General features: G+C 31.8%; 18 protein-coding genes and 1 other RNA gene. 9 read left to right on the forward strand and 10 right to left on the reverse strand.

What is annotated here, in order from left to right:
• The 3 genes from CQA57_RS07440 to CQA57_RS07450 form a co-directional block, all read right to left on the reverse strand.
• Positions 1-1,269, reverse strand: a 1,269-nt coding sequence (locus tag CQA57_RS07440) for a hypothetical protein (RefSeq protein WP_147288366.1), incomplete at its 3' end; no start/stop codon positions are given.
• 219 nt (positions 1,270-1,488) lie between these two features.
• The gene (locus tag CQA57_RS07445; protein ID WP_170126859.1) at positions 1,489-1,941 is read right to left on the reverse strand and encodes a YqaA family protein; all 453 of its coding nucleotides are present in this window, start codon (positions 1,939-1,941) and stop codon (positions 1,489-1,491) included.
• A gap of 15 nt (positions 1,942-1,956) precedes the next feature.
• Positions 1,957-2,562, reverse strand: coding sequence for a hypothetical protein (locus tag CQA57_RS07450; protein WP_115579612.1), 606 nt, complete (start codon positions 2,560-2,562; stop codon positions 1,957-1,959).
• A 107-nt stretch (positions 2,563-2,669) separates the two neighbouring features.
• Here CQA57_RS07450 and cysS point away from each other — a divergent pair, with 107 nt between their 5' ends.
• A complete protein-coding gene (gene cysS / locus CQA57_RS07455) occupies positions 2,670-4,070 on the forward strand; it encodes a cysteine--tRNA ligase (RefSeq protein ID WP_115579613.1) in 1,401 nt (466 codons plus the stop codon).
• Here the strand turns inward: cysS and queF are convergent.
• Entirely contained in the window at positions 4,067-4,540 is a 474-nt protein-coding gene (queF, locus tag CQA57_RS07460) for a preQ(1) synthase (protein WP_115579614.1), read from the reverse strand. The genes cysS and queF overlap by 4 nt on opposite strands.
• 19 nt (positions 4,541-4,559) lie before the next feature.
• Between queF and recG the strand changes: the two genes are divergently transcribed.
• Positions 4,560-6,419, forward strand: coding sequence for an ATP-dependent DNA helicase RecG (gene recG / locus CQA57_RS07465; RefSeq protein ID WP_245941874.1), 1,860 nt, complete (start codon positions 4,560-4,562; stop codon positions 6,417-6,419).
• Positions 6,420-6,434: 15 nt separating this feature from the next.
• Here recG and CQA57_RS07470 read toward each other — a convergent pair whose 3' ends face one another.
• Genes CQA57_RS07470 through CQA57_RS07480 form a run of 3 tightly spaced genes read right to left on the reverse strand, consistent with a single transcriptional unit; the run spans position 6,435 to position 10,232 of the window.
• Positions 6,435-6,890, reverse strand: a complete 456-nt coding sequence (locus CQA57_RS07470; RefSeq protein ID WP_115579615.1) for a hypothetical protein — start codon at positions 6,888-6,890, stop codon at positions 6,435-6,437.
• On the reverse strand, positions 6,887-8,593 hold the full coding sequence (locus CQA57_RS07475; RefSeq protein ID WP_115579627.1) for a M3 family oligoendopeptidase: 1,707 nt from the start codon (positions 8,591-8,593) through the stop codon (positions 6,887-6,889). The genes CQA57_RS07470 and CQA57_RS07475 overlap by 4 nt, the downstream gene beginning before the upstream one ends.
• A gap of 13 nt (positions 8,594-8,606) precedes the next feature.
• Positions 8,607-10,232, reverse strand: coding sequence for a cation:proton antiporter (locus tag CQA57_RS07480; protein ID WP_147288367.1), 1,626 nt, complete (start codon positions 10,230-10,232; stop codon positions 8,607-8,609).
• Between the two features lie 148 nt (positions 10,233-10,380).
• Between CQA57_RS07480 and CQA57_RS07485 the strand changes: the two genes are divergently transcribed.
• The 5 genes from CQA57_RS07485 (at position 10,381) to murI (ending at position 16,136) form a co-directional block, all read left to right on the forward strand.
• Complete coding sequence (locus CQA57_RS07485; RefSeq protein WP_115579617.1) at positions 10,381-11,814, forward strand: coiled-coil domain-containing protein; 1,434 nt, start codon at positions 10,381-10,383, stop codon at positions 11,812-11,814.
• The gene (locus CQA57_RS07490; RefSeq protein ID WP_115579618.1) at positions 11,804-13,303 is read left to right on the forward strand and encodes a sensor histidine kinase; all 1,500 of its coding nucleotides are present in this window, start codon (positions 11,804-11,806) and stop codon (positions 13,301-13,303) included. The genes CQA57_RS07485 and CQA57_RS07490 overlap by 11 nt, the downstream gene beginning before the upstream one ends.
• 3 nt (positions 13,304-13,306) lie before the next feature.
• A complete protein-coding gene (locus CQA57_RS07495) occupies positions 13,307-13,972 on the forward strand; it encodes a response regulator (RefSeq protein ID WP_115579619.1) in 666 nt (221 codons plus the stop codon).
• Positions 13,973-14,076: 104 nt separating this feature from the next.
• Complete coding sequence (gene rho / locus CQA57_RS07500; RefSeq protein WP_115579620.1) at positions 14,077-15,372, forward strand: transcription termination factor Rho; 1,296 nt, start codon at positions 14,077-14,079, stop codon at positions 15,370-15,372.
• Positions 15,369-16,136, forward strand: a complete 768-nt coding sequence (murI, locus tag CQA57_RS07505; RefSeq protein ID WP_115579621.1) for a glutamate racemase — start codon at positions 15,369-15,371, stop codon at positions 16,134-16,136. Before rho ends, murI begins: the two co-directional genes overlap by 4 nt.
• On the opposite strand, the gene CQA57_RS07510 is transcribed toward murI, so the two are convergent.
• Positions 16,115-17,344, reverse strand: a complete 1,230-nt coding sequence (locus CQA57_RS07510) for an ABC transporter permease (RefSeq protein ID WP_115579622.1) — start codon at positions 17,342-17,344, stop codon at positions 16,115-16,117. The two genes, murI and CQA57_RS07510, sit on opposite strands and share 22 nt — an antisense overlap.
• A complete protein-coding gene (gene secA, locus CQA57_RS07515) occupies positions 17,337-19,883 on the reverse strand; it encodes a preprotein translocase subunit SecA (RefSeq protein WP_115579623.1) in 2,547 nt (848 codons plus the stop codon). Before secA ends, CQA57_RS07510 begins: the two co-directional genes overlap by 8 nt.
• A gap of 90 nt (positions 19,884-19,973) precedes the next feature.
• Here secA and lolA point away from each other — a divergent pair, with 90 nt between their 5' ends.
• Positions 19,974-20,486 carry a LolA-like outer membrane lipoprotein chaperone gene (gene lolA / locus CQA57_RS07520; protein WP_115579624.1) on the forward strand — a complete coding sequence of 171 codons (513 nt, stop codon included), beginning with the start codon at positions 19,974-19,976 and terminating at the stop codon, positions 20,484-20,486.
• Between the two features lie 25 nt (positions 20,487-20,511).
• Positions 20,512-20,882, forward strand: a transfer-messenger RNA (tmRNA) gene (ssrA, locus tag CQA57_RS07525).
• A gap of 106 nt (positions 20,883-20,988) precedes the next feature.
• On the opposite strand, the gene CQA57_RS07530 is transcribed toward ssrA, so the two are convergent.
• Entirely contained in the window at positions 20,989-21,222 is a 234-nt protein-coding gene (locus CQA57_RS07530) for a hypothetical protein (protein ID WP_147288368.1), read from the reverse strand.
• Positions 21,223-21,374: the final 152 nt, after the last annotated feature.

Here is a 21,374-nt window from a genome sequence, read left to right on the forward strand (position 1 = left end):
ATTACCTTGTGGTTTTAAAATTACATCGTAATTAGATTGAATACCATAAGCATTTTGCCCCTTAATTGTTTCAAAAATAATCTTTCCACCATTAAGAGCATTGAGTCTAGAATAAGAATGAGACTTGATACCATAAGCATTACCTTGTAATGACAAAATTGTTCCGAATTTAATGGCAGAGGTATCTTGATATGCTTCAAGTGTAAGAGACTTATCTGTCAAAATCCCATAGGCATCATTTGTCTTAGAGCTAATATTATTAATACTTGCCATCGCACCATCACTTGTTTTTAATGTAAAATAAGCACCAGAATAATTATTTCCGGCAACATAAAATCCATAAGCTCCTCGTTGAGCAGTAAGAGAGTCTATAGATAGTAAAGAGCCTTTATTTAAGAAAATACTCGCATTTCCATCATTAATTGCTATGCCATAAGCTTGTGATGCAGAATTAATACTTCCGACTTTCATAACTGCCAAATTATTAAGAGTAATAGAAGTATTGCCATAAGACATCAATAATGCTGCATTTCCATTTGCTGACTGAATTGAATTAATAAAGATACCTCCCCTTTCATTATGATTTAAATAAAGACCAGAATCAATAGTTAGGTTATTTCCATTATGATTTATTTCATACAACAAGCCGTAAGCTTCCCTACCAGTAATTTTATTGATTTTTACTTGTGCTGCTTCTGCATAAGCCGAAGAAATCTCAACTGATCCCGAACGCGATTGCCCTACAACATAAAAACCAGAAGCAATTCCATTGGTTGCCGTTATAGATTCTTCAAAACTAATAGTCCCTGTTTTTAAGGCAAACGCGCTATTATCGAGCCAAAAACCAGAAGCTTGCAAATTTCCTACTATATTTGCAAGAAATGCTATATCCACAGCGCTCTTATCCCTTAAATAAAGATCAAGATTATTGAATTGATTCTTGATCCCTGTCGCCACATGAGAAGATGAAAAAATTGTTCCGAATTCCATCGTCGTTGAAGATAAGTTAAGAGAACTGTAAGAACTACGATCAAAAATAATTCCTGATGCCCAACTAGTTGATGATGATAGAATATTAAAGAAGATATTTTGATCTGCATTTACATTCAAAGTAAATTTTCCGCCACCTCCTCCTTTGAGGTTACCCAATCCAACGGTTCCTCCATTCCACCTATCTGGTTTGAGAATATACTCAGTTTTCGCAGATGCAAAAGTAGAGCTCCCTAAAATACCTGCCAAAGCAGTTGCCATGAAAGTTTTTAGTTTCATATTGTTCCTTAGTTTTTTTAATTTTATTTTCACAACAACTCTATGCTCTAATTCCCATAAAATTGTTAATGAAATTTAAACAAAATTGCAAAATTATGTCAATATATTCTTGTAAAATATCGTTATAAAATTTACATTCTCACCTAGATCACACTCTTTAAAATCAAAAATAAGCTCTAGAAAACTAATCTCTGTTTTTTAATTAAAATCTATCTAAAACTACTTTAATAATTCAAATAGTCGCACAAACCACTCTGTTCCAAAAATCACAATCATATATCTTAAGACCTTGCCAAGTGTAAGAAAAATTACAGTCTTTAAGATGCTATACCTTGAAAGCCCTAAAGCCAAGACAAACGCATCACCAAAAATGGGTAAAAAAGCAAAAAAAGCTAACAATGCGCCATATTGATGGCTTTTTTTACGAAAATACTGCACCCTTTTATGATCAATAGCCCCCATTCTCTCTAAGATTTTTGTCAATCCTAGATATCCTAAGATATAGGTGCTAAGGCTACCTAAGATATTTCCAAAACTTGCAATCATTAAAACCAAAAAATGATCATATCCCAACGCAATACAAGCAACCACAAGAGCTTCTGATGGAAATGGCAAAATCGTGCTAGAAAGAAAAGTGCCAAAAAACAATCCCCATAAACCATAAGCCTCCACTATCCTATCCTCCTATCACAAAGATGTATTAAATTTAAAAACCAAATTCAAACTAAGTTCAGGGACAATCATCCATAACCCTCTTTCATAAATTTGTATCCCTACCCTATTGATAAAAAATCTCATAGAATCCAAGTTACCATCACCAAAAGTATTCATTATCAATCTTGCAGAAAACACTGTATTGATTTCTAAAAATTGCGTGACATTCAAGACTAATCCTAATCTCAAAAATGCGCTTCCTGCATGATATGTGCGAAAATTTAGTGCATTAGCATAGACATATCCACCGCCTATACCACAAAGATAGCTTAAAAGAGATTTTATATTTTCTTTTTGATGGGATCCAAAGATTGCATCAAATACAAAATCAACACTATGATATTGCATTTGAGAATCTCCAAATCCTAAATTACCATAGGTATAGGATATTCCAGATCGTGGGATAATAGCAATATCCTCATCTTGCATCACATCAGCATCAAAACCTAAAAAAATTCCTGTATTCCAATTTTTTGCAATTGCCCCTTGAGGCAAAATGCTACCATTTAGCCCAACTACAATTTTTTCATTTCCAAAACAAAATAATGCCAATAAAATACCAAGCAAAAAATATCTCATCACTCACCTAAGTATTTTTTCAAACATTATATAGAATTCATCTAGATTTTAGTAATTGCTTATTTTTAAGATAAAATAAGCTTGATATTACCTCTTAAGGAATTTTTATGAAAATTTATGACAGCAGACTTAAAGAAAAAGTAGAATTTATTCCACAATCTCAAAAAGTGCGTATCTATGTCTGCGGTCCCACAGTATATGATGATGCCCATCTTGGACATGCTAGAAGTTCTATTGCCTTTGATCTTTTAAAAAGAGTGCTTTTAGCAAGTGGCTATGAAGTAATTTTGGTAAAAAATTTTACTGATATTGATGATAAAATCATCAACAAATCCCTACAAAACAACATTCCCATCCAAGAAATCACACAACGCTATATACAATCTTATCTTAATGATATGCAAGCACTCAATGTATTACGACCTGATATAGAGCCAAAGGCCACAGAAAGCCTTGAAGCAATTGCAAATTTTATTCAAATATTGCTTGATAAAGGGTGTGCATATAAAACAACAAATGGTGATATTTATCTTGAAGTAAGTAAAGATCAATCCTATGGTTCAATCAGTCAGCGTGGAATAGATGATATAAATCAAAGCAGAATCTTAGAAAATGAAGAAAAAAAAGATTCTAGAGATTTTGCTCTATGGAAAGCTTATAAGGGGGAAAATGACATTGGTTATGAAAGTATTTTAGGGCGTGGAAGACCTGGTTGGCATATAGAATGCTCTGCTATGATTGAAAAGCACCTCTCTTATGAGAATCAAGAATTTTGTATCGATATTCACGCAGGAGGAGCTGATCTTTTATTTCCTCACCATGAAAATGAAGCCTCACAAACAAGATGCGCACACAACAAAGAGCTGGCTAAATATTGGATGCACAATGGTTTTGTCAATGTCAATGGAGAAAAGATGAGCAAAAGCTTGGGCAATAGTTTTTTTATCAAAGATGCTTTAAAAATTTATGATGGGGAAATTTTGCGCAATTACCTCATTGCAACACACTATCGAGCTATACTAAACTTTAGTGAAGAAGATCTTTTGCAAAGCAAAAAAAGACTAGATAAAATCTACCGCTTAAAAAAACGAATCCAAGGAGCATTAGATAGCCATCAAGATAGTGCATTTCAAAAAAATTTCCTTGAAGCTCTGCAAGATGACCTCAACATCTCCAAAGCCTTAAGTATCCTAGAGGAAATGCTAAATACCGCTAATCAAAGTCTTGATAAAAACCCTAAAGATAAAAATTTACAATCCCAAATACAAAGTGATTTAAACTTCCTAGAAAAAATCTTAGGGATAGGATTAAAAAATCCGATTGAATATTTTCAGCTTGGAATCTCCAAAGAGCAAAAGTGCCAAATTGAAGAAAAATTGCAAATCCGCCAACAAGCCAAAAAAGAGAAAAATTTTGAGTTAGCAGATTCTATAAGAGAAGAGCTAAAATCTCAAGGCATACTAATTATGGATACACCCAATGGGAGTATATGGGAAAAAATCACCTAACGATTATCAACTTTTTCAAAATTTAAATCATGGTGCAGCAATCGATAATGCGCCATCTCTGCATATTTTGTATCTGGTATCCCATAATTTACATAAGGATCAATACTAATTCCGCCTCTTGGTAAAAATTTCCCACAAACCTCAATATATCGAGGCTCCATTATTTTAATCAAATCCTTCATAATAACATTGACACAATTCTCATGAAAATCTCCATGATTTCTAAAGGAAAAAAGATATAGCTTGAGGGATTTTGATTCCACCATTTTTAAATTTGGAATATAGTTAATATAAATCGTAGCAAAATCTGGCTGACCTGTCATTGGACATAGTGAAGTAAATTCTGGACAATTAAACTTTACAAAATAATCATTCTCAAAATGCCTATTGTCAAAAACCTCTAAGATATCTGGATTGTATTTAAAATCATAATTTGTTGTTTTACTGCCAAGCAAGGTGAGATTTGCCATTATTTACTCCTAAGAATCTATGATAAATGCTAAAATAAGCACTATGGATTTTCAAAGCGATGATTATAACAAACTACAAAAAATAGGAATAAAACACTTCTTAGAGCTTTGCTTATGTGTTCCAAAAAACTATACAGACACCACAATCATCAAAGAATTAAAAAATGATAGCATAGGAGTTTTTGAAGTAGAGATATTAGAGCATTCTTTTGGAAGAAATATGCTAAAAATTGGGGCATTCCTACCTCTCTTTCACAAACCTATTGCTCTTATTTTTTTTCACCCCAAACCATTTCATAAAAAAATCTTTTCAATTAGCTCAAAACTTTTTATCTATGGAAAGTTGCAGATACAATTTTCACAGCTAAGTATCTTGCAACCAAAAGTTGTGCAACAAATCAATACTATAAGCTTGCATTTTAAAAAACCTAGTATCAAAGATATTACCTTGCAAAATCTCTGCCTTAAATATATCACTATGGAGAATCTACAAACACTCCCTATCCCTAAAAAATATTTTCCTCACATCTATAATATTTTTCATCCTAGCAAAGATTTTTTGCACTTCTTTTTCCAAAATAAGACCTTTCCAAAAGATTCATTACAAGCGCTAAAATTTATAGAAATTTTCCATCATATCTCAAGTCTTTCTAAAAAAAGGCGTTATTTTCCAGCAAAATTCCTATGCAATGGTGAATACAAAGACTTTATCACCTCACTGCCCTTTACACTCACACCATCGCAATCTCAAGCCATCAAAGATATATCAAAGGATTTAAAAAATAAAAATGCTGCCCGTAGAATCATTATGGGTGATGTGGGTTGCGGAAAAACTATTGTTATCTTAGCAAGCGTATTTATGACATATCCTTATACAACAATCCTAATGGTTCCAACTACAATTCTTGCAATGCAAATTTATGAAGAAGCAAAAAAATTTCTACCACAATATATACAAATTGAATGCATCACAAGTGCAACAAAATCATCAGAAAATACTCTGCTTGAAAATCAAGCCCATTTTATCATCGGCACCCAAGCACTACTCTACCAAAAAATACAATCCAAAGATTTAGCTTTAGTGATTACAGATGAACAACATCGTTTTGGCACCAATCAAAGACATCAATTAGAAAAAATTGCACAAGGCTCTTTAGAATCTAAGCCTCATTTTTTGCAATTTTCCGCAACCCCAATCCCAAGAACATTAAGTATGATTAACTCTAACCTTATTGACTATAGTTTTATTAAGGATTTGCCCTTTAAAAAAGATATTACTACAAAAATTATCCACAAAAAAGATTTTAATTCTTTATTAACGCATATTCAAAATGAAATAAAAGCTAATCATCAATGTGTTATTGTTTATCCACTTGTTGAAGAGAGCGAACATATTGATTATCTCTCTTTAGAGCAAGGGGCTCCTTTTTGGCAAAAGCACTTTGAGAATGTATTTGTAACATTTGGGGGAGATAAAAACAAAGAAGAAATACTAGAAAATTTTAGAGATCATGGAGATATACTCCTTGCTACTACACTAATTGAGGTAGGTATTTCCCTACCAAGACTAAGCACTATTGTCATTATTGCACCAGAGAGAATGGGACTTGCTACCTTGCACCAACTAAGAGGTCGCGTAAGTCGCAATGGATTAAAAGGATATTGCTTTTTATATACAAACAATCCAAAATCCCCAAGACTTATAGAATTTTCAAAGCACTTGAGCGGATTTGATATAGCAGAGTTAGATTTAAAATATCGCAATGGGGGTGATTTACTCCAAGGTGATAGACAAAGTGGAGAGAGTTTTAAATTTTTTAATATGCAAGAAGATTATTTCTTGCTTCAAGAAGCACAAGCACTTATTCAAAAACTCTAAAATACAAAACTATCTTTAATTAAAAAATTTTTTATTATGAGGATTTGAAAGTATTGCTTTCATTGATTGTTCTAAATGATCTTGCTTCATACGCTCTTCATCCTCAAAAAGCTCAAGGCTATCTATCCTGCTAAAAATTAGCGTATCTTTATTTTTCTGATTTGTCATTATCAGCTGTAAAATACGCCTAAACTCAATCTGCACAAAACTACCAATATTATCACTCCCAAAGCCTGCCTCAAAACCAATGCCATTTTTACAAAATGTCAGACTTTCAAAAGTATAACCCGCTAAAACAAAAAGACTCAAAGGCTTAAAATTGCTTAAAATATCCTGTGGCAAAGGTGGTTCAAAAGAAACATTACAAATTTCACACACTAAAGAAAAATTAACATTTTCACTCACCAAAAACCTGATAAAATCCTCGCATTGTTTATCAAGCAATCTTTCAAATTTTAGATATTTACTCATAAAAGCTCCTCAAATTCTTTCAACATTTTCACCACCTCTTGCATACCAATTTCCCAAAATTTTGGATCTTCAATATCAAATCCAAATGCACTAATCAAATCTCTAGGGCTTGCACTACCACCTTTACTTAAAAAATCCTCATAGATTTTAATAAATTTCTTTTTATCACTTCTCTTATATAACCCAAATAAGGCTAAAACCAAAAGCTGTCCATATGCATATGCATAGCAGTAAAATGGTGAATGTATAAAATGAGGAATATAACTCCACCATAAGGCATAGCGTTTTGTAAGTTTGAGAGATTTTCCAAACATTCTTTGATTCTCTTCTAACCAAATAGCATTAAAATCATCAGGCTTTAATTCTTGATCATGTGTATGGATTCTTCGTTCAAAATTAGTCATTACAACTTGCCTAAACATTGTGGAAAAAATATCTTCAAGTTTAGAAGCATAAACCCCAATTAGCTCCTCTTTTGCAAGCTTCTTTTTCATACTATCAAAAAGTAGCATTTCTGCAAAAACTGAAGCAGTTTCTGCTGTCGTCAATGGAGTATCCATATTTAAATACCCTTGTTGCTTACTAAGCTCTTGGTGTATCATATGCCCAAATTCATGTGCAATAGTAAAAATATCTCGATGATTAGAAGTGAAATTTAAAAGAACATAAGGATGCGCACTTGGAACAGCCCCATGGCTAAATGCACCACCTCTTTTAGCATTTCTAGGATGCGAATCAATCCATCCTTGCTTAATTGCTTTTTGTGCAATTTCATAAAAAAGAGGAGAAAAACCTTTAAAACACTCTAGCACTGCTTTTAATGCCTCTAAATATGAAACTTCCTTAGAAGAAGTATCAATAGGAGCATAACGATCATAATCTTTTAACTTATGACCCAAAATCTTAGATTTTGCAAAATAATAACGCTCCACCAAAGACATATTTGCATTGACAATATCAATCAAACTATCTACACTTTTTTGACTAATATGATTACTCAAATGTCTAAAAGTTTCTTTATTGGGATAATTTCTCAATTCACTTTTTATCTGTAAATCTTTTCTCACCATATTTAAAATATAAGTTAATAGCAATTGAGATTCTTGCAATTTTGCACTAAAAGCTTTTTGTGCCTTTTTTCTAATACTCCTATCACTATGATGCAAAAGCGCCAAAATTTCTTCCTCACTTTTACACTCCCCCTCATAAGGTATTTTTAGTGTAGAAAAAAATTCATCAAACAATCTTGCAAAAGCATCTGCACCAAGAGGGGCAACTTGCAATAATATCTTTTCCTCTTCAAGGCTTAATTGATATTGCTTTTTTTCAATAAGTTTTTGCAAATAATAGGCATATTTTCCTGCTTGATTTAAAATCTTTTTTTGCTTTTTAGAATCTAATGCGCAAAAAGCAATTTCAAAAAATAACAAATGCTTTTCTACTTGATTGCACGACATCTCGCACTTAGCATAAAAATCCCCCTTTCTTGTATCTTGAGCAAAGCGCAAAAAAGCATAAGTCATAATTCTACCAATACCCTCAAGCAATTCTTCATACTCTGCTATAACCTCTAAAGACACCTGTGCGATTTTATTATTATATTTCTTTTCAAAATTTTGAGCCTTCTTTGTCAATTTCTCTAAAAAAACATTCACCTCATTTTCATTTGAAAACAAAGCGTTCAAATCCCAATTATGCTCCATCTTACTCATCTTTTTACTCCTTTGTAGCATACTTTACCAATAAGCCTGCAATCTCACTTTGTGCATTTACACCAATAACATTTAAATCTTTGAGTTCTATTTCTTGCAATTCAGAATCTACTTTTGCAATTATATCGATGTTTGGTGCAATTTCTAATATCCCTTCACAAATCACATGTATCATTGATGTATCATCAATTGTAATAATCACACTACTAGCTTCATCAAGGTGAAATTTTTCCAAAAATGACTTTTTAGAAATATCTCCAAAAATTACCCTATCCCTCCTTTTTTCTCCCATATCAACCTTTGTAATATCGCGATCTATTGCCACATAATCCAAGCCTCTTCGTTTCAATTCACTCACCACAGAGCTTCCAAGACTTCCATAGCCAACAACTAATATATGATTTAATAAAGGAATTTCCACCCTTGCTTCTAGCTGTCTTTCTTCAACTATACTTTTTCTTAAAAAATACTCCACTATATTCGTGAGATTTTTAAGAATAAAAGGCGTTACAATCATTGAAAAAACAACCATAATCACCAAAAATTGATGAATATCTTCAGCATAAAATTCAATAATACCTCTTTGTTGCAAAAAATTTAAGATTCCAGAATCTAAGGGAGCATTGAAAAGTTTTGCACCACTTGCACTTACAAAAATTGCAAAAGAAAATTCGCCTATTTGTGCTAAAGAAAGTGCTGTTTTTAAAGCACTCTGATTGCTTCTAAAAAATTTTAAGATGCCATATAGCAAAAGTGTTTTAATTGTCATTACAAAAAACAACAAAAGTGCGATACCAAAGGCATTACCAATTAAAAAAGATAAATCAACTTGCATCCCCACTGTAATAAAAAATAGTGCCAAAAAAATATCTCTAAAGTGAGAGAGGTCAGATTCTACACGATATTTAAATCGTGATTTAGAAATCACCATTCCTGCGATAAAAGCACCTAAAGACATAGAAAAGCCAAAAGCATGGCTAAGAGCAGCAGATCCCAAAACAATCAATAAAACTGTTGCCATAAAAATTTCATCAATCTTGCTTTTTGCAGCAAGTTTTAAAATTTTTGATGCAATCTTTTTACCAGGTAAAAGCAAAAGTCCAAAAACAATAACTCCAGAAATCAAAGTCTTAAGCAATAAATTACCCAAGCTTAAATCCTTATTGCTCACTAATGCCAAGATAATCAAAATAGGTATAACAGCGATATCTTGCAGTATTAAAATACCCACTACACTTTTGCCATGAGTAGAAGCTAGTTGCTTATTTTCATCAAAGAATTTTAAGACAATAGCAGTAGAAGAGAGAGAAAATGACATTCCAATTACTAAAGAAATGCTACTTGATAGACCAAACAAAAAATAAGCCAAGCAAAAAAATACCAAAGATGTAAAAACAACTTGCAAGATTCCAAAAAGCAACACCTCTTGCTTCATTGCCCTAAGCCTATCAAAACTAAACTCAAGACCAATCATAAACATCAAAAATACAATGCCAAATTCTGCAATCTCACTAAGTGTTGCAGATCCATAGAAGTGAAAAAAATAAGCAATAAGAATCCCTGTGATGATATAGCCAATAATGACTGGAATCTCAAAATACTTTAAAATCAAATTAAAAAATATTGACATTCCAAGCCCAAACAAAAAAATAAAAAATATATTCTCGATGGTAATCTCCTCGATAATTCCTTAAATTTTTAATGTATAATTCTTCGAAATTATAAAACTTTTATTTGAGATTTTAGTTTCATTTCTATGCAAAAGCTTTGAGGGAATAGTGCAAAATACAATTTATGATTTAACCACTGAGATATTAAATGATTTTTTAAATTCCGCAGAAAGCTATGCGGAATTTAATAATGACCTTGGCAACAAACTCCTGCAAGTTTTAGAAACTCAAAAAATTTCTGTGGAAGAAAATTTTGATTTTATTCGCAAGGCAATTGCTGATTTTTTCTACAAAAATGGGCTGAATGCTTTTGCACTCTTTTTAAACCACACATTAAAAATTACCACCACAATTAAAAATCGCAATGACAACCTTTATACACATTTTCTATTCATCTGGATTGAAAAACAAAATCCAAAGGGATTAACACCAGAGCTTTTTGAATCCATTCTTAAGTATGCAAAAGATAATTTTGAGTTTGATGATAACCTCCTTTACAGAGATGTTGCTAGAGGTGCTGTAAAAAAATACTTTGGATTAGATTCTAGAGATAGTTTGTTTTTTAAAGATTTTGATTATGTAGTAAAAAAGTTTGATTATGATTTTGTGCAAATCAATAAGGAATTAAGGAGTATCAAGCAACTTGATACTTCCATTTTACTAAGTGAAAATGACAAAACTTTTATTTCCAATCTCCTTAAACATACAGATTTAAAAAAACTTCTTATCCTTGCGGCACAAGAGACACTTGAAGGAAAAATCTGCTATACAAATATTAGCGCTATAGAATTGCGAAAATCATTCTTTGATTTTGTCGCACAAAATTTACGCGTGCAAGTAGGAAAAATACTTGGATCTCAAGTCTCAAGTCTCAATCAAACTTGCTTTGTGGAAGAATTTATTAGAGGAAATAAAAATCTCATTATTCCAATCCTTGCAAAAAAAATCTTAGAAATTTTTCATTACCATCCAGATACAATATCCTCACTAGTTTTACGATTTGAAAATAAGCTTAGAAACAATAATCCCAAGCTTAGAACTTCTACTTTAAAATCCCAAAATGTCTATACTCTAGAGATGATTCAAACAATTAGTGCTGAGTTTTTCTCAATCCAAGAAGAAATTTATGCATTAAAACAAGAACTAAAAACTCTAGATTCTGATATCACAAAAAAAGATGCAGAAATTCAAGCCTTGCAAGATGATATCAAAGCAAAAAAAGCCATACTCCAAAAAATTAACGCAACTTATGAACACAAAAAAGAATCCTTAAAAGATTCTTCATTATCTGTGGTTGAACAAGAAGCATTAAACATTAGTCTTTCAAACTTTATTAATGAGCAGAAACTCATTTTGGAAGATTTAGAAAATGAGCAAAAAAAAGTTGATGAAATCAATAATGAAAAAAATCTCATCAGTGATAAGAAAAAAGACTTGCAACAAAAAATACAGCAAACACATTTCAAATCTCAAAATCAAGAAAGAAATTTTGATCTTTTAGCACAATCTTTTGGCGAAGCTTTGCTCCAAAATGAAATATAAAAAAATCTCAAAATTTATCAACCCTCAAGCAAAAATTTTGCTCTTCATTATCACTATTGGTTTTTTGCTCATCTGTTCCCTCTCTTTTATTGCAATCAATGCCCTAAAATATGAGTATGACACAAATTTTGCACGCTATATTCAAGAAGTCAAAATTTTAAAGAACCTTCAAGATTATTATCTATTAGAAACGGACAAAAAACCTAGCAAGCAACTCATCAATCAAACTCTTTTTAATCAGGATAAAAAAGTTTTTTTTAGCCTCTCACACAATTTTTATCAGAAATTATTCTTAAAAAAATCTCATTTACTTCTACAAAATTTACACCAAAAAGAACAAAAGATTCTTGACGCACTGCAACTTTATACCCCAGAACTAGAAGAATTATTAGAAAATTACAAAACCAATCTTTTACCCCAAAAAGAACTGCCAAAATTACAGACAAAAATCAAACAAGTAAAAAAACTTATCTCTCAGCTTATTGACTTGAGATTAGAAATTGCCACCACCCAAAGCAATACCATTGATTCTATTTATATTCTTACTTGTATTGTTTTATTTTCTTTTATGCTTATTGTTTTATTAACAACAATTTTTCTATCAAACAATATTCTTCATTCTATTAAAAATCACGAACAAGAACTTCAAAAAACCATTAAAGAAAAAACCCTGCAACTTGAAACAATCAATTCCAATCTGCAAAAAACTATTCAAAAAGAAGTAGAATCCTCAAGAAAAAAAGATCGTATCATGTATCAACAAGATAGGCTTGCCTCGATGGGAGAAATGATTCAAAATATTGCCCATCAATGGAGACAACCACTCAACTCTCTTATTATCCTTATTCAAAGTTTTAAAACAAAGTTTTATAACAACAAGCTTGATGAAAACTTTATCAACACTCAAACTGAAGATGGACTAAAGATTGCAAAAAGCATGTCAGAAACTATCGAGAACTTTAGGCATTTCTTTCAACCCAATAAAAGTAAAAATATTTTTTCAATCACAGAGGGCATTTTAGATTCCATAAAACTTATAGAATTTGTTCTTAAACAAAACAATATCCAAATTTACACAGACATTAAAGAAGATTGTGAAATCTATGGATACAAAAATGCATTTACACAAGTTATTTTAAATATCTTAAAAAATTCACAAGATGCAATTATTGAGAGAAAAATTCCACAAGGTTTTTGCCTTATTAGCTTAGAAAAAAAATATGATAGAATCATCATTACACTAAAAGATAATGCTGGTGGCGTTAAACAAAAAAGTCTCTACAAGATTTTTGAGCCATATTTTACAACAAAGCACAAATCCGTAGGCACTGGGATAGGATTGTATATGACAAAAGAGATTGTTGAAAAACAAATGCATGGAAAAATAAATATCAAGAATGCTTATTGGAATCTAGATAATCAAAAATATTATGGGGCAATGTTTATTATTGAAATTCCTTATCTTAAAAACAAAAATATAGGAGAATAGCCTATGGAAAAATACAACGAACTTCAAAAGCTTAGTATTTTATATGTTGAAGATGATGCGGATACACAACGCCTAACTTCAATGGTATTAGAAGATTATGTAGGGAATCTTATTTTGGCAAAAAATGGTCAAGAAGCGCTTAAAATTTTTCACAATCAACATGTTGATCTTATACTCACAGATATCTTAATGCCAAAAATGAATGGTATTGAATTTATCCGCCATGTAAGAGAAGCTGAACGCAATAGTGCCTGTCCAGTTATCATTACAACAGCTCATACAGAAGTCCCTTATCTATTAGATGCTATTAGCCTTAAAGTCGATGGTTATATTTTAAAACCTATTGATGTTGATGAATTATTAAGCACGCTACAAAAAGCAATTCTCCCAAAAATGCAAGCAGCAGAAATAGAATCTAAAGATCTTTTAATTAGAGCCATATCCGCATTTGTTGGGGGAAAGAAAATTGAAATTATTCGTTTTTTGCTTGATAATTGCGATAAAGATAATATTTATTATGGTTCATATGAAGATATTATCGCAAAAATCAATGTTTCTAAACCAACCATAGTTAAAACTTTCAAACAACTAATTGCTGTGGGGCTTTTAATCAAAATAAAAAATAAAGTTTATAAAGTGCATCCTAATGTTGAAATCAGGGATGAATAACTTGACTTTATCAAAGGGTTATTATAAAATTCAACCCTCACTTTAATATTTTTAATGTCTTTCAATCTCTGCATAAATTTCAATAGTTTATCAAAAGGAAAAATATGGCAAATGATAAAAATAGAACTCACACACCAGTAGAAGGCTATAAGATAGAAGATTTACGCACTTATAGCATTGAAAAACTTATAAAAATCTCTAAAGAACTAGGGGTAGAAAATCCTCAAGAATACAAAAGACAAGATCTTATGTTTGAGATTTTAAAAAACCAGGTAAGCCAGGGTGGTTTTATACTTTTTACAGGTATTTTAGAAATTACAAATGATGGATATGGTTTTTTGAGAGGCATTGATGAAAATTTTACTGATAGCCAAAATGATACTTATGTTAGTCAATCACAAATAAAAAAATTTGCCCTTAGAAATGGAGATATCGTAACAGGCCAAGTAAGACCCCCAAAAGATCAAGAAAGATACTACGCATTATTAAAAATTGAAGCTGTAAATTATCAACCCCTAGAAGAAATCAAATCGCGACCATTATTTGATAACCTCACACCACTTTTTCCAGATGAAAGATTGATACTTGAATACCAACCATTAAAAGTTACTGGCAGAATGCTTGACCTCTTTAGCCCTATTGGGAAAGGACAAAGGGCTTTAATTGTAGCGCCTCCTAGAACAGGAAAAACAGAGTTGATGAAGGAATTAGCTCATGGCATTACTTCCAATCATCCAGAAGTAGAGCTTATTGTTTTACTTGTAGATGAAAGACCAGAAGAAGTCACTGATATGCAAAGAAGCGTAAAAGGTCAAGTTTATAGCTCTACTTTTGATCTCCCTGCAAACAATCACATTAGAGTTGCTGAACTTGTATTAGAAAGAGCCAAAAGACATGTAGAAATGGGGCAAGATGTTGTCATTTTGCTTGATTCTATCACGCGTCTTGCTAGAGCCTATAATGCAATTACTCCTTCAAGCGGCAAGGTGCTTAGCGGTGGTGTTGATGCTAACGCTCTACACAAACCAAAAAGATTTTTTGGTGCTGCTAGAAATATTGAGCATGGGGGTAGCTTAACCATAATTGCCACTGCTCTTATTGAAACAGGCTCAAGAATGGATGAAGTAATTTTTGAGGAATTTAAAGGAACGGGTAATAGCGAAATTGTTTTAGCAAGAAATATTGCAGACAGAAGAATCTATCCAGCATTTGATATCTTAAAATCTGGAACAAGAAAGGATGATATCTTATTGGGAAAAGACAAGCTCACAAAAGTTTGGATGCTAAGGAATGTAATGCAACAAATGGATGATATTGAGGCCTTAAGCTTTATTTATTCAAAAATGCAAAAAACAAAAGACAATGAAGAATTCCTAAACCTTATGAATGAAAAAGAATGAAACTTGGTATATTTGATAGCGGGGCTGGGGGATTAAGTGTTTTAAAAAGTATCATAGAATCAAGAATATTTGATTCTATCATCTATTACGGAGATACCGCAAGACTTCCTTATGGAACAAAAGATCCGCAAAGTATCATAAATTTTTCTCTTGAAGCATTGGATTTTTTTAATAGCCAAAAAATTGATATGCTTGTTGTTGCATGCAATACAGCAAGTGCTCATGCTTTAAAAGCAATGCAAAGCAAGAGCAAAATACCCATTATAGGCGTTATAGAACCAGGAATAAAAGCTCTGCAAAACAAAATTACAAATCAAGATGCAAGAATCCTTATTCTAGCAACCAAAGCAACTATACAATCAGGCCAATACCAAGATCGATTGAAAGCTTTAGGATATAAAAACTTATACGCTATTGCACCATCATTATTTGTGCCACTAGTAGAAGAAAATATTTTTGATGGAAAAATTCTAGAAGAAGTGATGAGTTTTTACTTCAAGCCTATTGATTTTATACCCGATGCAATTATATTAGGATGCACACACTTCCCATTACTTGCAAATGCAATATCTCAATATTTTCAAAACAAAAGCATACTAATACATTCTGGGGAAGCTATCGTTGATTTCATCAAACACAAAATCCCAACACAAAATACATCTACAACTACACTCAAATTCTTTGCATCTAGCGATGTAGAAAGCTTAAAAAAAACAGCAAGAAAATGGCTAGACCTTCCCAACTATTCGTTTCTTAAAACATAAAGTGTATCAATTTTTGAAGCTCTCTTTGCAGGATAGTAAGAGGCAACAATAACAACAAATAAAGCTCCGATAATCGTAGATATTAAATCTGAGAATGCCAAATCAAGAGGAAGTTTTGTAATCCCATAAACATCTGCTGGTAAAGAAATGATAGGGAAATTATCCAATATATACATACTTAAAAATGCCAAACACAATCCTAAAATAACTCCACAACCACCTATAAAAATACCCAAAAATAAAAAAGCTTTTTGTATCTCCTTGTGACTTGCACCCATGCTCAGAAGCAATGCAATCTCCTTACGACGATTCATAATAACCATTAAAAGAGAACTAATAATATTCAAAGAAGCCATCAAAATAATGAGCATTAAAACTATAAATAAGGCTCTTTTTTCAAGTGCCATTGCAGAGAAGAAATTACCATTTTGTTGCCACCATCCTTCAATGGCTACACCATAATGAGGCATACTTCTCAAAGCCTCTTTAATTCTATTGATATCTTCCATTGGTTTTGTAGAATAAATATGAATTCCATCAAAAACCCCTAATGGAAGATTCCTAATTGCTGATAAAGATTGTAAATTTGTATATAAATACCCGATGTCATAAGCCCTCAAACCAGAATCAAAAACAGCATTCACATCAAATCTTTTCATAACAGGACTAAAAACCAATCCTGTTGGCTCAAGCTTTGTAAAAAACAAAGTTACCTTATCCCCATATTGCAATAAAAACTTCTCATATAATGCACTGCCAACTACAACAGGAAATTTTTGTTCTTTAAAATTTAAAATATCTCTTTTTTTAAAAGCTTCTAATAAAACTTCATTTATCTTTATCTCCCTTTGCATATCTACCCCAAAAATCATACCAGCGGACATTTCATTGCCACTTCTAGCAACTACTTGCATTTGAAGATAAGGACTAAATAAAAGATCTGGAAATTTTTGTTCCAAAGAATGCAAAAGACTATCTGAAATCCCTTTGCTTGTAGTAGCAAATAAATTTAATGGATAATTCATGACAAATAACTTTTTTTCAAACTCCTTACTCATACCATTCATAATAGCCATAGCCACAATCAAAACCATCACACCTATACCTACACCAAAAAATGCGAGTAATGCAGTAACTGTTATAAAGGGTTGCGTCTTGTCATAACGCAAATATTTAAAAACCAAAAAACTGATAAGATTTTTATACATTTTTAGCTAGCAAACCTTTTTTAGGGCCACTCTTTCCATGACATTGCTTATACTTTTTACCACTTCCACATGGACAAGGGTCATTACGAGCTAATTTCTTTTGACCTAATGTTGTCACATTATCCCAACTTGCCAAATTTTCATCATTAAGCTCATTGATGATTTCTTGCGTTTGCTCTTTTAGATGTTCTTGTTGAAACTGAATAATATGTAATGTCTTGACCGCTTCACACTTAATTGAATCAATAAGCTCTAAGAAAAGATTATAGCTCTCCTTTTTATACTCTACTAATGGATCTTTTTGGTTATACCCTCTCAATCCAATACCCGTTTTTAAGCTATCCATCGTATAAAGATGCTCACGCCAAGAATTATCTAAAACTTGCAAATACACAATCCGTTCAATCTCACTTCTTTGCTCTTTGGATAAAACAGCCATTTTATTTTCATAACTTTGCTCTAGCAATTGATTAAGCACTTCTATCAATGCATCATAATCCTTATTTTGAAGCTCTTGTTTATCCACTACTGCATTAAAACTCTCTTTAATATTCTCAATCAATCCATCTAAATCAAAATTTGATACATCTCCTGATATTATCTGCATTTTTGTAAAAATATTCTGCAAAGCAAACAAACGATTTTCTTTGATTCTCTCTGAAATATCTGAATTAGAATCTAATAATTCATTACGAAACTTATATACTGTTTTTCTTTGTTCATTAGCAACATCATCATATTCCAATAAATGCTTACGAGATTCAAAATGCAAACTCTCAACCTTTTTTTGTGCCCCCTCAACAGATCTTGTCACCAAACCAGATTCTATGTGTTCTCCATTCTTAAGCCCCAATCTCTCCATAATATTCTTAATCTTATCACTACCAAAAATTCTCAATAAAGAATCTTCTAGACTTAAATAAAATTGACTTGTCCCAGGATCTCCTTGCCTACCACTTCTTCCACGCAACTGATTATCAATCCTTCTACTTTCATGCCTTTCTGTCCCAATGATATACAAACCACCCAACTTCTTAATCTCTTCTTCGAGCTTTATATCCACACCCCTACCTGCCATATTAGTTGCAATAGTGACAGCACCTTTCTTACCAGCATCCTTTATAATCTCTGCTTCTCTTGAATGTTGTTTTGCATTTAACACTGTATGAGGAATTCTCTTTTTTTGCAACAAAGAATGTAAAATTTCACTTTTTTCTATACTAGCTGTTCCAACCAAAACAGGTTGTCCTTTTTTGTGTAATTCAACAATTTTTGCAATTACAGCATCAAATTTTTCCGCTTCACTTTTATATACCAAATCATTCAAATCTTTTCTTTGAATAGGTAGATTTGTTGGTATAGACACTACTTCTAAATTATAAATTTGTAAAAATTCTGAAGCTTCTGTTTGTGCAGTCCCTGTCATACCAGCAAGCTTATCATAGAGTCTAAAATAATTTTGGAAAGTAATATCAGCTAATGTCTGACTCTCCTCTTTTATCTTTACACCCTCTTTAGCTTCCAATGCTTGATGCAAGCCTTCTGAAAATCTTCTTCCCTCACTTAATCTTCCAGTAAATTCATCAACAATCACAACTTCATTATCAGCAACTACATAGTCCTTATCTTTGAAAAATAAATAATTAGCTTTTAAAGCCTGATCCAAATGATGAGATAAAGCCGCATTCTCCAAGCTATAAAGATTATCGACACAAAATAACTCTTCAGCCCTTTTAATCCCCTCTTCTGTCAATAAAATTACACGATTTTTTTCATCAATACTAAAATCTTTTTCATTTTCTAACTTGCGTGCAACACTATCTGCTCTTTGATAGTTTTCCATCTGTCGATTTACAGGACCAGAAATAATAAGCGGCGTTCTTGCTTCATCAATCAAAATAGAATCTACTTCATCGACAATAGCAAAATAGTGATTTTTTTGCACTTTTTGTTTCAAATCATATTTCATATTATCTCTTAAATAATCAAAACCAAATTCATTATTGGTTCCATAGATAATATCTTTAGAATAAACTTCCAATCTCTGTGCATCATCTTTTAACTCTCCAGTTACTACACCAACCTCAAAACCCAAAAAATTATACAAAGGCTCCATCAATTTAGCATCTCGATTTGCAAGATAATCATTAACCGTTACTACATGGATACCCTTAGCAACAAGAGCATTTAATACAACAGGCAAGGTAGCTACCAATGTCTTCCCCTCTCCTGTTTTCATTTCAGCAATTTTACCCTCATGCAATACCATACCACCTATCAATTGCACATCAAAATGCCTCATTCCTAAAATACGCTTAGAAGCCTCTCTCGTAATTGCAAAACTCTGTGGCAATAATTCATTTAAATTATCAAGAGTTGCTTGTTGCTTGAGTTTTAAAAATGCTTCTTTTAATTCCAAATCACTCATATTTTGATATTGTTCTTCAAGACTATTGATTTCTGCAACACGCTTTTTATAATGCTTAATCAAGCGTTCATTTCTTGTTCCAAAAATTTTTCCTAAAACAGCTTGTACCATCTCAATATCCCTCATATATTTAAATAATTGCTAGATTCTATCATAGTTACGATAAAATTTTATTACCAAACAAAAAACCTAAGAGGATATATGAAATTTATCTTATTTTGCTTCATTTTAGTATTAAGACTTTTTGGTTGGGGGGAAGACATTAGAAGCATTAAAGCAAAATTTATCCAAACTACTTATCAAAATAACGAAAAAATACTCTATTTTGGAATCTTATTTGCAAGTAATCCCAACTTGGCAAAATGGATTTATGAAACTCCTATAAAAAAAGAGATTTATTTAAATAAGCAAAATGTAATTATCTTTGAACCATTGCTTGAACAAGCTACTTTTTCTAAAATTTCACACCAAGTGGATTTTTTTTCTATCATTACATCAGCTAAACTTAGTGATGATGGCAACTATTATGCAAAAATTGGAAATATAGATTATAAACTCATACTCAAAAACAATAAACCTTATCAAATTATCTATAAAGATGATTTGCAAAACTTGGTAGAAATTAGTCTATATGAAGTTCAATTAAATACCCCTATTGATTCAAAAACTTATATTTTTACCCCAAATGCAAATATTGACATTATTAGACAATAATGATAGAATAAAACCCCTTTTTCATGGGGCTGACTTGGATTTCGACAGGAGTTATATCATCTAGGTTGCATGTCGGATGGCATTCCGTAATCCTGCCACTTTAAAATTAAACGCAAACAATACAAATTACGCTCCAGCTTACGCAAAAGTAGCGTAAGTTTATCTTAGCTTTCGGAGCTAGCAATATGGAAATGCCTACTACCCATAGCGCTATCATCAAGTAGGCTATGCTTTTTTTGCTGTCAAAAAGAAAAAGCTAAATAAACGACTGCTTGCATAAGAGGTTTTGATTTTTGCACACTTATGCAAAAAGACCAAGCAAATCTCAAAAGCATGTATAAATATCTTGATAGTTATGATTTTTGGACTGGGGTTCAATTCCCCACAGCTCCACCATTAAACTTTTACGCCAACCTAAAAATATCCAATATTTTTTATCTTCTTAGACGCGTAAGTAAACAAGCAATCCTAAAATAAAAAATAATATTATCCAAACACTACCTTATAAATACATCCCAATTCCAACCAATAATCCTGAAGCAATATTTTCTTGTGTAGAAGCAGAATAATAAACAATTCCAAATAATACAGGCATTGCCAATAAAAAAATCCAAAATACAAATAAAATAATCTTTCCAAAAAATCCTCTAGAAGGTTTTCTTAAAACTTTTCCACATTTTGGACAATCATAAGCTGTATCACTAATCTCATTTTTACATTCAAGACACTCAATCAAAGCTATAATTCTCTCCTTAAAAAAAATAGCTTTGATTATAGCAAAAATTACCGCAGCGAACGTAAAAAGAACTATGCCATTAGTGCGCAATAAATAAGCTCAAACATCACTCTAATAACTTAATTACTTAGATAATGAAAATAACACTATAA

Source organism: Helicobacter anseris (genome assembly GCF_003364335.1).
GTDB classification, from domain to species: Bacteria; Campylobacterota; Campylobacteria; order Campylobacterales; family Helicobacteraceae; genus Helicobacter_H; species Helicobacter_H anseris.